Source organism: Bacillus sp. JJ1122 (assembly GCF_036964885.1).
In the GTDB taxonomy this organism is placed as follows: Bacteria; Bacillota; Bacilli; order Bacillales; family Cytobacillaceae; genus Mesobacillus.
Genome location: NZ_JBALQL010000009.1, coordinates 57,997 through 70,541 on the forward strand (window position 1 = coordinate 57,997; position 12,545 = coordinate 70,541).

Below are 12,545 nucleotides of genomic sequence, written 5' to 3' on the forward strand. Positions count from 1 at the left end.
AACCTCATGTTTGATTATTTTACCCTTATTGTCCCCTTTCAAAATAAAAAAGAAGGACTAATTATGTCCTTCTTGATATTTAGTAATAGGTGCATTCGCTGAGAGTCCTCACAACCACTCAGCGGGATATTTTCGCTTCGAATGGTCATGAGAGGCCTTTCATGATCACTCAATAGCTGATTTTCGTCCCGAATGGTCATAAGAGACCTTATCATGACCACTCAACAGCTGATTTTCACTTCGAATGGTCATAAGAGACCTTATTATGACCACTCTGCAGCAGATTTTTGTCCCGAATGGTCATAAGAGACCTTATCATAACCACTCAGCAGCAGATTTTCGCTTCGAATGGTCATGAGAGACCTCATCATAACCACTCAGCAGCAGATTTTCACTTCGAATGGTCATGAGAGACCTTATCATAACCACTCAGCAGTAGATTTTCGTCCCGAATGTCATAAGAGACCTTATCACAACCACTCAGCGGGATATTTTCGTCTTTGAATGGTTATGAAAGGCTTTACCATTACACTCAGCTGCGAATGGCCTCCATCAGAAACTTCTAATTCCGAGTTTCACCGTACAGACAGCTCTAACCTCTGACTACAATCGCCGGCCGCCCAACAGGATAATATTCTATTTTCTCGCAGGCTCTGATTGACTCTTCAGCGAGGCAATTCCTGCCGTCAAAAATGACTGGCTGTTTCATGCACTTTACGAGATTTGGGAGATTCAGCTGCTGGAATTCCTTCCATTCAGTGACGATGAAAAGTGCGTCTGCATGTGCAGCCGCTTCAATGGCTGAGGCGGCATACTTGATTTTATTCCCTATCACTTTTGAGGCATTTACCTGGGCGACAGGGTCATATGCTGCCACCTCTGCGCCAAGATCAGTTAAGGCGTTTGCAATTTTAATCGATGGTGCTTCCCTCATGTCATCCGTTTCTGGTTTGAAGGCAAGGCCGAGCAGGGCTATTTTTTTATCCTTAAGGTCTCCTAACCGTTTTATGGCTTTCTCTACTAGCAGTTGGTGCTGATGATCATTAATGGCAATCGTTTCTTCTAAAAGGGAAAACGGGATTCCATGCTGCCTTGATGAGTGAAGCAGGGCTTTTACATCCTTAGGAAAACATGAGCCTCCATAGCCGATTCCTGCGTTTAAAAACGCCATTCCAATCCGTTTATCTTTGCCCATGCCTTTTGCTACGTCTTCTACATCGGCACCTACAGCATCACACAGGTTGGCAATTTCATTGATAAAGCTTATTTTCGTTGCAAGGAACGCATTGGATGCATACTTGATCACTTCCGCGCTTTTCACATTGGTCAGTAAGAATGGCACATTCAAAGGCCGATACATTTCCTGGATTTTTTCTGCCGCCTCTTTATGCGCTGTTCCAATGATGATCCGATCTGCCTTCATCGTATCCATGATAGCCGACCCCTGCCTTAAGAATTCAGGGTTCGATACCATTTGAATTCCCACTTTCTTTATAAGATGATCATTTAGAAGCTGTTTAAAGTGTTCATTTGTACCCACTGGTACTGTACTCTTAATTACCACGATTGAATCCTGGACAATATGTGCGGCAAGATCCTTCGCTGCCTGTTCCAGAAAGGATAAATTCGCACGTCCATCTTCACTTTGTGGGGTACCTACGGCAATAATGATAATTTCCGCTTTGCTTATTCCTTCCTGATGAGAAGTTGTAAACCTTAGCCTGCCAGCATCATAATTTCTGGACAGCAGCTCTTCTAAGCCTGGTTCATAGATAGGGGATTTTCCATGCTTGAGGGTTTCTATTTTTTTTTGGTCCACATCAATGCAAATAACATCGTGTCCAATTTCTGCGAGACAAACTCCGGTGGACAGCCCGACATATCCAGTACCTAACACTGCAATCTTCATATCAGGTACCATCTCTCTTCAAGCTCACACCATGAGCTTTTTCATAGGAATCCTTCAAATACTCAAGTACTTCTTCTCGAATATCTACCCTCTGCAGTGCAAAGTCCAAAGTAGCTTTTACGAAGCCAATTTTATCCCCGACATCATAGCGATCTCCCTCAAAGTTATACGCTAACACTGCCTGCCGCTTACTGAGTTCATTGAGGGCATCGGTAAGCTGAAGTTCACTGCCATGGCCCACCGGGAGCTTTGCCAGCACTTCGAAGATCTCCGGCCTCAGGACATATCTGCCCATAATCGCGTACCTTGAAGGAGCATCCTCTATAGAAGGCTTTTCTACAAGAGACTCAATATAGAAAAGATTTGGTTCAAGATTTGCTCCCTTCGGTTTTATGATTCCATACTTGCTGACATCCTTCTCTGCAACACTTTGAATACCTACTACAGAGCTATTGCAGTATTCAAAGACATTGATGATTTGCTTTAAACAAGGAATTTCCGATTTAACGATATCATCCCCGAGCAAAACAGCGAAAGGTTCATTGCCAATGAAACTTTTGGCGCATAAGATGGCATGCCCGAGTCCCATTGGCTCCTTTTGCCGGACATAATAGATATTTGCAAGGCTGGAAATCCTTTCGACCTCTTCCAAAATATCGAGCTTATTCTTTTTTAATAAAGCATCTTCGAGTTCATATGATTTATCAAAATGGTCTTCTATTGATCTTTTCCCCCTGCCGATGATGATGATAATTTCCTCTATACCTGAAGCAACGGCTTCCTCGACAATATATTGGATGGTCGGCTTATCAACAATCGGCAGCATTTCCTTGGGCTGCGCTTTTGTTGCCGGTAAAAAACGAGTCCCGAGGCCAGCCGCCGGGATTATAGCTTTTCTGATCTTCATATGCTGCCTCCCTTTTGAATTCCATAATTCTTTATATTCAAAAGTGCAACCCCCGCTCACGTTATAAGCCTACATTCCGAAAAGACTTTACAGACAAAGCTCCCTTCATTTCATGGAATCAAGACGATGGATGTCATGATTCTTTCCGCGTTGCGAATGTACTACCTTTTTTGATTCTCGCTTTTTTGAAATTAGTTAATTCGTGTATGGCTGATATGTACGGCTATTTCTATAACTAGGAAAATACATGTTTTCTGTACAGTGGAAGCTGCAGAACCGTTTTAGAAGGCTTGCGCTTTTTTTCTATCAGCCAAGACTGTAAAATAGACTTGAAAGGAAGTGGACAGATGGCGAATTCAGTAGCTGGCACGAATCAATCACATTTGACACAATATATCCCGCCTAAAGGGGAATACGAACGATTTGAAGATGATGATCATTACTTGGAGAAGGTAAAGGAATGGGGACTAAGTACAAAAAAAGAATTCTGGTACAAAGACAGAAACCAACATTGCCTTGTTAAAATAAAGGGATATGAGATTTTTGGAGAAACCGCGGAATACAACACGCTGGTAATCGAATTTCAGGACGGTAACCTCACCTGCATCCAACCTGCATATTTAAAAGAAATGCAGGCATCAAGCTTCGGGAAGGAAATCATAATTCAAAATGCTGATACCCGAGCAGAGAGCATTCTTGCAGAACCCACAGCATCAGAAATCAAAACCGAAACTAAACCCGCAGCTCCAGTTTTAGAAGAACCGCAAAAAGAAAATCCTGCAAAAAAGGCAAAAGAAAAAAAAGAAAAGCAGCCAAAATTAGTGTTGCCTGAAGAAAAAGTTCACTTTACAGCAAAAGTTAAGCAGTTTGCCTTGAGCTGGAATCATTTTAACGAAGATAACGATGAAGTAGTCGTATTTGAGGACGTAAGAATTGAACAGGATGAACCCATTGAGGTCGGCCTTGCCTGGGGATCTCACAGTAAAACACTAAAAAAACTTGAATTAGAGCCAGGACAGCTACTGGAATTTGACGGTAAAATCGTCAAGAAAAGCCTGCCGAAGGGTAAGGATGTTGAAGATGAGGCTCTTCTTTTAGAAGTATCCGTAGCTTATAAAATTAATAACCCTTCAAAAATCGTTAAAAAATAGAACAATGGACTGGCCTTAGATATAGCCAGTCCATTGTTTTATTTTGAAAAGGTTTCAATAAATTGAATCAGCGCTGGACCTAGCAGGACGATAAACAAGCTCGGGAAAATGAATAGCACAAGCGGGAAAAGCATTTTGACTGGAGCCTTCATTGCCTCTTCCTCTGCCCGCTGCCTCCTTCGTTCACGCACTTCATTTGACTGGACACGAAGCACCTGCACCATCCCAATTCCCAGCTTCTCTGCCTGGAGGATGCTGCTGACAAAAGCTCGGACCTCTTCTACTTCCACCCTTAGCTTTATCCCTGAAAGCGCCTCTCTTCTCGTCCTGCCAAGCCTTAATTCTTCAAGGCTGCGATGAAATTCAGCTGAAAGGACTCCTTCTTTCTTTGAGACGACCTTGCTGACCGCTGAGTCAAACCCAAGACCTGCTTCAAGGCTTACGGTCAAGAGATCCAGAATATCTGGCAATTCCTTCAGTGCACTTCGATTTCGAGCCTTCTTCTTCAGGTTAAGGTAATAATGCGGGAGAACCGCACCAGCTCCGAGCCCGACAATGAAAAACAGGAATATTCCTGCATAGCCAGTCTGGAGCAGGGCTCCATATGCACCTGCTAAAAGTGGAAAAAGCAGCATGATGGAAATCTGTAATAATCTAAAATCGACAGGGGTCATCCCAAAAGGGCTTCCGGCGAGAAGAAGCTTTGTTTCAATCTTCGCTTCTTTCTCACCAGGCATTTTTTTCTTAAAGCTTCTTTTAAAATCGTTGAGCAGTGGCTTGACGATCCGTTCATACAATGTTGCATGACTAACTTTTTCTTCAGCAGGCACTTCATTTTCCTTAACCCCGCTGACAAAAGCCGACATCCGCTTTTTCATGTATGAGGATTTCTCTACCCTTATTAAATATAATCCGTAAATCAGCAGGGAAACGGTCACAAAAAAAGTAAAATAAATCATCACTACACCTCAATTGATGTAATTTTACGAATGAGAGTAAATCCAATGATTCCTGAGACTAAACCTGCAACGGTCAGAACAATTCCAATGGGATGCCTGAATAACGTCCCAATGTATTCAGGTTCGATCAGATAAATCACGAACGCGAGAATAATAGGCAATAACCCGATGATAATTCCAGAAAGGCGGCCCTGAGCGGTCAGCGAGGAAATTTGACGGTGGATTTTCGTTCTTTCCCTGATGGTTTGAACAATCCTGTCTAGTACCGTGGCAAGATTTCCGCCAACCTGCCTTTGAATCAGGATAGCCTGGATCATCAAGTCCAGATCCTCACTGGGCATGCGCTCCTTAAGATCATTCAAGGAATCTTCAAGGCTTGCGCCATATTGCATTTCCTTTATGACACTGTCCATTTCTTCCTTAATTGGAGAGCCAGCCTCCTCAACAACAGCCTTCAATGCCTGCTGAAAGCTGAAGCCTGCTCTTAAGGAACCAACAATTGTAGAAATCATATCAGGCAATCCTTCATTAAATTTATTGATGCGCTCCTTCTGTTTCTTTTTCACATACCAGCGAGGAAACATAAAACCCAGCATAAATCCTAAAAGGATAAAGAAGAAATTTCCGGTTAACAGGAATAAAAGTGAACCGCCTAATCCAGCCGCGATCCACTGGAACATGATATATTCCTCAGGCTTGATTGGTAGTCCTGTCCGCCGCAGCATTGTCTCAAGCTTTGAGTTCTTCTCCTTCGTAAGCATTTTTTTTCGGACTCTTTGCTTGGTCATTTGATAATAGACCATTAAATCGTAATGCTTTCTGTCCAATTTTGTGCCGCTGGAAAGATACTTTTCGATTCGCTTTTCCAGCCGCTTGTCAGAGAGAAAAACCCTTTGAAATAAAGATAAGAATAACAGGAAAGCCGTCAGCAGGAAGAACGCGGATATAGCATAAATCATTCTCCCCACTCCTCACTCTCAATGAAAACATTGGCTGGGATATGAATACCTGAAGCTTCGAGCCGTTCATAAAACTTAGGACGGACTCCTGTTGGTACTAGACGCCCAATAATTTTGCCAGCATCATTTACTCCCTGCTGTTTAAAGGTAAACACATCCTGCAGGACAATGACATCACCTTCCATCCCCTGCACTTCGGTGATGCTTGTAATTTTCCTTGACCCATCCTTTAAGCGGGACTGCTGGATAATGACATCGATCGCTCCGGCAATTTGCTCCCTGATCGCTTTTACAGGAAGTTCAACTCCGGCAAGCAAAACCATCGTTTCCAGACGGGCAATCATGTCTCTGGCACTATTTGAGTGACCGGTTGCAAGCGAGCCATCGTGACCAGTATTCATAGCCTGCAGCATATCAAGTGCCTCAGCGCCGCGCACCTCGCCGATGACAACCCGGTCTGGCCTCATCCTCAAAGAATTTCTGACAAGATCCCTGATGGTAATTGAACCCTTTCCTTCTATATTGGGCGGCCTTGATTCCAATGAGACGACATGATCCTGGCCAAGCTGGAGCTCAGCTGCATCCTCAATCGTAATAATTCTTTCATCATGCGGAATAAAATTGGACAACACATTCAAAGTCGTTGTCTTTCCAGAGCCTGTTCCCCCGGAGACGAAAATATTAAGGCGGGCTTTTACACAGGCATCAAGAAAGATCGCCATTTCTTCACTCAGTGTGCCAAAGTTTATTAAATCCTCAATTTGGAACGGTTCCTTGGAGAACTTTCGTATGGTGATTGTCGGACCTTTCAAGGCAAGCGGAGGAATAATGGCATTCACACGGGAACCGTCCGGAAGCCTTGCGTCAACCATTGGAGAGCTTTCATCAATCCGTCTGCCGAGCGGTGCGACAATTTTTTCAATGATGCTCATGACATGCTCGTCATCCCGGAATTTAATCGAGGTCATTTCGATTTTTCCTTTACGCTCGCAATAAACCTGATTGGGACCATTTACCATGACCTCACTCACATCTTCGTCAATGAGGAGTGGATTAATCGGTCCAAAGCCTGTAAGGTCATTCCTCAGTTCATCAACGACTTTTTTGCGGTCAATGCTCCCGCGGAATTGCTCGTCATCCTTCATGATCTCGATCGCCATGCCATCAAGCCTTGGAATGATTTCTTCAACTGGGGCATCCTTGAATTCCTGCAGGATTTGTTTATGGATAAGGTTTTTTAACTCCTGATGCTTATCCTGCTTTCTTTGCTCTTCAGGATTCACCGCTTCCTTCTTTGGATCCCTGAAAACAGCCCTAATGTCCATTTTCGGCTGAGGGACAGCTTCGTTGGACAATGCCGCTGCTTGTTCTTCATCTCCCGCAGCATGCTGCGTCCTTTCCTGGATACGATTTAGAAGGCTCATTATTCCGCTCCTCCTTTTGTCCGTTTTCTGCCGATTAATTTTGATAAAAATGAAGGACCCTTAGGTTCTTTAAAAAGTGTGATTTCCCTGCGGCTCGTAATCCGTTCAGCCATTTTGAATATCGCTTTTGCGACATCCGTCTTCCCCTGGTTCACGACAAATGGAATTCCGATATTAAGAGATTGTGAGCATGTTTGAAAATCATTTGGTATATACACCGGATCCTCATAACCAAGAATCCTTGCCGCGTCCACAGCCTGGATAACGCTTTCCATGTTCGCACGGTTCACGACAAGGGTGACCTTGTTATGAAGCTCAAGTATTTCAAAAGTTTCAAGCATCAGCTTTGTATTTTTCAAGGCGGTCATTTCAAGATTTGCCATCACCATGATCTGATCCGCTTTTTCAGCAATATGTACTGTTTGATCGCTTAAACCGACACCGGTATCGACTACCACATAATCATAGTTTACTAGCAGAAGATCAATGATTTTATCGACACCCTCCTTGGTGACAAGGTCGGCAAATTCGGGACGTTCAGGGGCTGCTAGCACTCTTACTCCGCTCTCATGTCTGGATAGATAGCCTGCCAGACTGTGTTCATCTAAAGTGCCGATACCTTCAATTACTTCCTTGATCGTGAAGGCTGACTTCAGGTCCATTGCCAGCCCCACGTCTCCAAATTGGAAATCCCCGTCAAGGATTGCTACCGAGATATTCTTTTTCACCAGGGCTCCAGCCAGATTGACCGTCAAAGTCGTGCGACCAATCCCGCCTTTTGCGCTGCAAACGGCAATAAGCTCGCCGCGTTTGTTCTTTGCCGGCTTTATTTCATGTGTTTGCAGTTCAGTTGCGTCTTCCATGATTGATCACCCTCCGTTAACCTCAATCTTTATCGCTTTCGCCAGTTACATTCTGTTCTTTTATTACGGGCCGTTTATTCAGCATAAAATGAATATTTCCCTGTTCAGCGGAATTTACTAGTTTTAGAGCATCCTCTGGTTTTAACTCAACAGTAACTGTTGTATATTCTGTATATGGCTCCTGTGAATCCTCAGGTAAAACCATTTTTCTGCCCACTGCCAGGACTCTGGCTTTCTGGAGAATAATTTGTGATTCTACCTTTGGTTGTGGTCCGTCAATTTTTTTTGTAAACATAATATCCACTTCATCTTCTGGTTCAATCAGGTTTGAGGCGGATTGATTTAAATTAACTCCTACTGAAACCGCCCGATATCCGTCCCTGACCTTACGCGATACATAGGTGGCTTCAGAAGTTTCTGTCCCAAGTCTGTGGGAAAGAACTGGCTCACCCTGCTCGATCGTTGCATTTGCCAGCTTGCCTTCTGCATCCTTTATGCTTTTAAGAGAATTGGCATGCAGCGCTTTTTGAGGAACAGCTGCCAGCATCAGTTTTTGAGCTGTTATTCGCTCGTTCTTTTCAATTCTTTCCTTGGCGACAACGATTTCTACAAGGTTACTGTTCATTGTCTTTTCTGCCTTTACTTGACTCATATATTGAAAGAAAAAAAATGTTGTTACGATCCCCATTAACAATGCGAGGACCAAAACAAGCTTTGATCGCATTTTGATCACCTACTCCGTTATTCGAATGCTGTATGCGCCTTTGAAAACGCCTGTTTTTGTTTCAAAACCTGTACCTGGTCTTTCTATGAACATACCTTTGATGGATGTATCCATACTATCCATTGGGTCTGTTATGTAAAAATAAGTAAAGCCGGTAATTTTCACTTCTTTTACCTGATTGACATCATGGCTGTATGGAGTATAGACAGGAATAAGGATGATCCTCGAGCAATCTCTGTCATGGATATCTCTTGGAAGTTCAGGGCACGAATTTATTTTTTCTTTGATGACCTCCCTTGTTTTCCCTGCGATATTCCCCGTCTGTGTGGCGATGATATCATTTACTGCCAATTCCTCCTGATAACCGTTACGGAGGTTTTCCTCATAAGATCTAGCCCCGGTGCTGCCTAAAGCAAGGACGCCAAAGTTACCGTACTCAACACCACCGCTATCTACTTTAAGCTGATATTCCTTATAGAACTCAAGAGGGATGCTATCATCAATTCCAAGAGGAGCCGCTCCTTCTGCCCTTCCCATTGTTCTCAGTTCCGCAGCGGAATGTGCGTGAACATTGACCGTTTCCATTCCAATCAATTTTGAAAAAGCTAAAGAAACTGTTTTTGACAGGTCGATAGCCACCTTTTTCTCCATTTCAATAGAAAGGTTGTCTATCGTTGATCCATTGTTATGTGCAGTTACTATACTCCTTGTCACCTCATCAACCTTTGGCTCATTGTTCGTCAGCTCCTGTGCACCTGAAAGGACTGCGGCATTGGCTGTTTTTTGCAGCTCTGCTTTGGTCATATAAAGCATTCCGCCATCAATCGCCAGACCAGCGATACAGAGAAGGACTAGAAGTGACATGGCTGCCAGAATGAGTGAGTTTCCTGATTCCTCTGCAAAAATTTTTCTTATCATCTGATCCCCCTACTCAACCCGGATTGTGGACTCCGCCTTGATTGACAATGCTGAAGGAAACAAGCTGGATACAAACGGAGTAAAAAAGTGAAAAGGATACTCAAGCTTTACCGTTAAATATTCACCCGAATCCCGGGCAGCTTCTCCAGGTGAGATATTAATTTTCAATTGATCAATTTCTTTTAACTGAACATAATCTTTCGCAAACGCGATGATCTTTGTATCACTCTCCCCAAGGCTCCCAACCCGTACCGTCTCTTGGGCCGCCATATGAAGATGGGTGTAGGAATACATCATTCGGCCAAAATCAAGAATGCCAACCAGTATTAGCAAAAGCACCGGCAGGATGAGAGCGGTCTCAACTAAAGATTGTCCACGCTCATCCTTCCTCATAGCAGTCCCCCTCCTGTTTGGAAGACAACAGCAGCAATTGCACCGATGGCGATCGCTACACCATAAGGATAGGTAGCAGTTAAACCTTCTTTGTCCACTAAAAGAGGAATCCTCATGCCGCTCCGCAATCCACCGAAAAACATTCCAATTTGTCTGATCCTGCCCCATGCTCCCTTGCGAAAAAACAGAACAACAAAAGCGAGGATGCCCCCAGCCAGTGCCATATAGACTGCAGCCGTCAAGACAAAGACCGTGCCTTTAAGTCCACCAATCACAGCCAGAAGCTTCACATCCCCTGCTCCCATTCCTCCCATAAAATAAGGGATGAGTAAAACGGCAAAACCGACAATGGTTCCGGCTACCGTGAATCCCAGTCCACTGAATCCGTCAGTAGCAAAATGGATAATCAGCGCAAGGAGCAAGAAAGGCAACAGGACTTTATTATAAATTTTTCGTTCTTTTACATCGGTAATCACACATATCACCAGTAAGATCATTAACAAATAATCATTCCACATACTTTTTACCTCGTTTCATCGACGAGTTTTAAAAAAAGCCCCACGTTTTTCAACGCGAGGCTCTTTCTGCCTGTACCTCTGACTGGCAAGTTTATTGTTTAGTTAAACCAGTAATGGATAACAAAGAAAAATTAATGTAATTATAGCAGGTTAAATTGTTTTACACGGTAGATCCTATTAATTATTTCTATTTGTCACAGTAGTAGTGACTTCAGTAAACATTGCCAAAATTTGTTCGCGTAATAAAGCTAATACTCCTACTACTGCTACTGCAATAACGCCTAGAACCAATCCATACTCCGTCATACCTTGTCCTTGCTCTTCAGTAAATAATGCTTTCATTTTTGCTTTCATTGTTTATTTCCCCTTTTCACTTAGTAGTTTGATCAAATGACCGACTTCCGTTCCTGTATTCCGGATTGTGCCTTCTGGAAGCTCGAATACGGAATACGCACCTTTGTAGCGCTTTCCAATTTTCGCAGGTTCTAGCTGTTCGTCTGCACCTACAATTTCATTGTTCTCGTTGATGTAAAGAACATCGATGGAATAGTTCATAAAAAAGGTATGGATGGACGGGCAGGGCTGTATGTAGAGACTGTGTCCTTCTGGCAAGCATTTCGTCAGCATCAACCCTTTAAATCTGCTAAGAAAGGTATCTGCTACTTTTACATGTGCTGCCAGTTCTTTGCCGTTCGATAGATTCAACAGTCTCATTCATTTTTCACCTCCGTCTGTACAAAAATAACCCCGCCTTTGCCGAAAGGGGGGTTAGATGAACAAATGTCATGTAATTCACCCTGATCTTTCGGTAGCTGGCTGGCTTAGCACTTTAGTGCAGTAGCCCCTGTAGCTTTGCGTCGCTGGCTTTCACCAGGTTTGCCTTTATCGAGATTCAGTGCATGTCCGACTGATCTCTTATCCACATCATAATTTGAAACAAAGTTCTACAAAACCCACCATAATGCCTGATTTTTCTGAAAAATAAAATAAGATTATTGACTCAGGAAAATCAAACTATTGCTCCGACAAGTAGTTCAACATAACCATTTTAATTTCTTTATCCTTTAATCCTGAATCTTTCCCGAGTAAAACGGATGAGAAAAGCTCTATACATTGGCATAGGTCTTGTCTCATTTAATAGGTAAATAGAGTGGTTTTTCATGAATTTTTATTAGCTTATAGGACAAAATTATGATAAAAAATGGTTTAAAAAATTTTTTTTATGAAATTTTGCTGGAAAAGAAAAGATTTGCATTTCTAAATGAGAACAGTCATGCTTAAGAGGATAAAATCAAACTAACAAGAGGACAAGCAGGTGAAATTATGATCGAAATTAAAACTTCAACAATAAGTGATGGAGAATTCAATAGAGGGGTATTTGCCACTCGTGACATAGCGAAAGGCGAACTGATCCATGAAGCACCGGTTCTTTCCTATCCCAATGACGACCATGTACACATAGAGAAAACTGCTTTGGCTGACTATGCGTTCGAGTATGGCATCAATCACTCGTGCATCCTGCTAGGGTATGGGATGCTGTTTAACCATTCCTATGAACCAAATGCGACGTATGAAATCAATTTTGACAATCATACTTTTGATTTTTTTGCATACCGTGACATCCGTGCCGGAGAAGAAATCATGATTAACTATAATGGCGAAGTCGATAACAATGACCCGCTTTGGTTTAATGAAGATAAAGAAAAATAAATTTACCCAACAAAATGCGGCTTTCCCTTACTAATGGAAAGCCGCATTTTTATTATTTTTTTGGCTCTGTTAATCAGGACTGTTGATTTCCGTTCCAGGCGCTTCGCTTT

At 42.9% G+C, this 12,545-nt stretch carries 14 protein-coding genes and 1 riboswitch; of the genes, 2 read left to right on the plus strand and 12 right to left on the minus strand.

All coding sequences use genetic code 11. The annotated features are described in order from the left end of the window. Window positions 1-592: 592 nt before the first annotated feature. Both V7201_RS06615 and galU read right to left on the minus strand, forming a co-directional pair. Window positions 593-1,909 (minus strand): UDP-glucose dehydrogenase family protein, encoded by a 1,317-nt coding sequence (locus tag V7201_RS06615; protein WP_335376001.1) that lies wholly within the window; start codon window positions 1,907-1,909, stop codon window positions 593-595. Window position 1,910: 1 nt separating this feature from the next. Continuing rightward, window positions 1,911-2,816, minus strand: coding sequence for a UTP--glucose-1-phosphate uridylyltransferase GalU (galU, locus tag V7201_RS06620; RefSeq protein ID WP_335376002.1), 906 nt, complete (start codon window positions 2,814-2,816; stop codon window positions 1,911-1,913). A gap of 347 nt (window positions 2,817-3,163) precedes the next feature. Between galU and V7201_RS06625 the strand changes: the two genes are divergently transcribed. Then, window positions 3,164-3,967 carry a hypothetical protein gene (locus V7201_RS06625; RefSeq protein ID WP_438825025.1) on the plus strand — a complete coding sequence of 268 codons (804 nt, stop codon included), beginning with the start codon at window positions 3,164-3,166 and terminating at the stop codon, window positions 3,965-3,967. A 38-nt stretch (window positions 3,968-4,005) separates the two neighbouring features. Here the strand turns inward: V7201_RS06625 and V7201_RS06630 are convergent, their stop codons facing one another. The 10 genes from V7201_RS06630 to V7201_RS06675 form a co-directional block, all read right to left on the minus strand. Beyond that, window positions 4,006-4,926 (minus strand): type II secretion system F family protein, encoded by a 921-nt coding sequence (locus V7201_RS06630; RefSeq protein WP_335376004.1) that lies wholly within the window; start codon window positions 4,924-4,926, stop codon window positions 4,006-4,008. A gap of 2 nt (window positions 4,927-4,928) precedes the next feature. Continuing rightward, window positions 4,929-5,885: a type II secretion system F family protein gene (locus V7201_RS06635; protein ID WP_335376005.1), complete on the minus strand. Its 957-nt coding sequence runs from the start codon at window positions 5,883-5,885 to the stop codon at window positions 4,929-4,931. Next, complete coding sequence (locus tag V7201_RS06640) at window positions 5,882-7,210, minus strand: CpaF family protein (protein WP_438825030.1); 1,329 nt, start codon at window positions 7,208-7,210, stop codon at window positions 5,882-5,884. The genes V7201_RS06635 and V7201_RS06640 overlap by 4 nt, the downstream gene beginning before the upstream one ends. Before the next feature lie 98 nt (window positions 7,211-7,308). Beyond that, entirely contained in the window at window positions 7,309-8,172 is an 864-nt protein-coding gene (locus tag V7201_RS06645) for an AAA family ATPase (RefSeq protein ID WP_335376007.1), read from the minus strand. Between the two features lie 22 nt (window positions 8,173-8,194). After that, the gene (cpaB, locus tag V7201_RS06650) at window positions 8,195-8,896 is read right to left on the minus strand and encodes a Flp pilus assembly protein CpaB (protein ID WP_335376008.1); all 702 of its coding nucleotides are present in this window, start codon (window positions 8,894-8,896) and stop codon (window positions 8,195-8,197) included. A gap of 9 nt (window positions 8,897-8,905) precedes the next feature. Further along, complete coding sequence (locus V7201_RS06655; RefSeq protein ID WP_335376009.1) at window positions 8,906-9,814, minus strand: Tad domain-containing protein; 909 nt, start codon at window positions 9,812-9,814, stop codon at window positions 8,906-8,908. 9 nt (window positions 9,815-9,823) lie between these two features. Continuing rightward, a complete protein-coding gene (locus tag V7201_RS06660; protein ID WP_335376010.1) occupies window positions 9,824-10,207 on the minus strand; it encodes a TadE/TadG family type IV pilus assembly protein in 384 nt (127 codons plus the stop codon). Next, window positions 10,204-10,725, minus strand: a complete 522-nt coding sequence (locus V7201_RS06665) for an A24 family peptidase (RefSeq protein WP_335376011.1) — start codon at window positions 10,723-10,725, stop codon at window positions 10,204-10,206. The genes V7201_RS06660 and V7201_RS06665 overlap by 4 nt, the downstream gene beginning before the upstream one ends. A 177-nt stretch (window positions 10,726-10,902) precedes the next feature. Beyond that, entirely contained in the window at window positions 10,903-11,079 is a 177-nt protein-coding gene (locus V7201_RS06670; protein WP_335376012.1) for a Flp family type IVb pilin, read from the minus strand. Window positions 11,080-11,082: 3 nt separating this feature from the next. Further along, a complete protein-coding gene (locus tag V7201_RS06675) occupies window positions 11,083-11,439 on the minus strand; it encodes a DUF192 domain-containing protein (protein WP_335376013.1) in 357 nt (118 codons plus the stop codon). A gap of 90 nt (window positions 11,440-11,529) precedes the next feature. Further along, a riboswitch (cyclic di-GMP riboswitch) is annotated at window positions 11,530-11,616 on the minus strand. Window positions 11,617-12,048: 432 nt separating this feature from the next. On the opposite strand from V7201_RS06675, the gene V7201_RS06680 reads away from it, so the two are divergent. Continuing rightward, entirely contained in the window at window positions 12,049-12,435 is a 387-nt protein-coding gene (locus tag V7201_RS06680) for an SET domain-containing protein (RefSeq protein ID WP_335376014.1), read from the plus strand. Window positions 12,436-12,545: the final 110 nt, after the last annotated feature.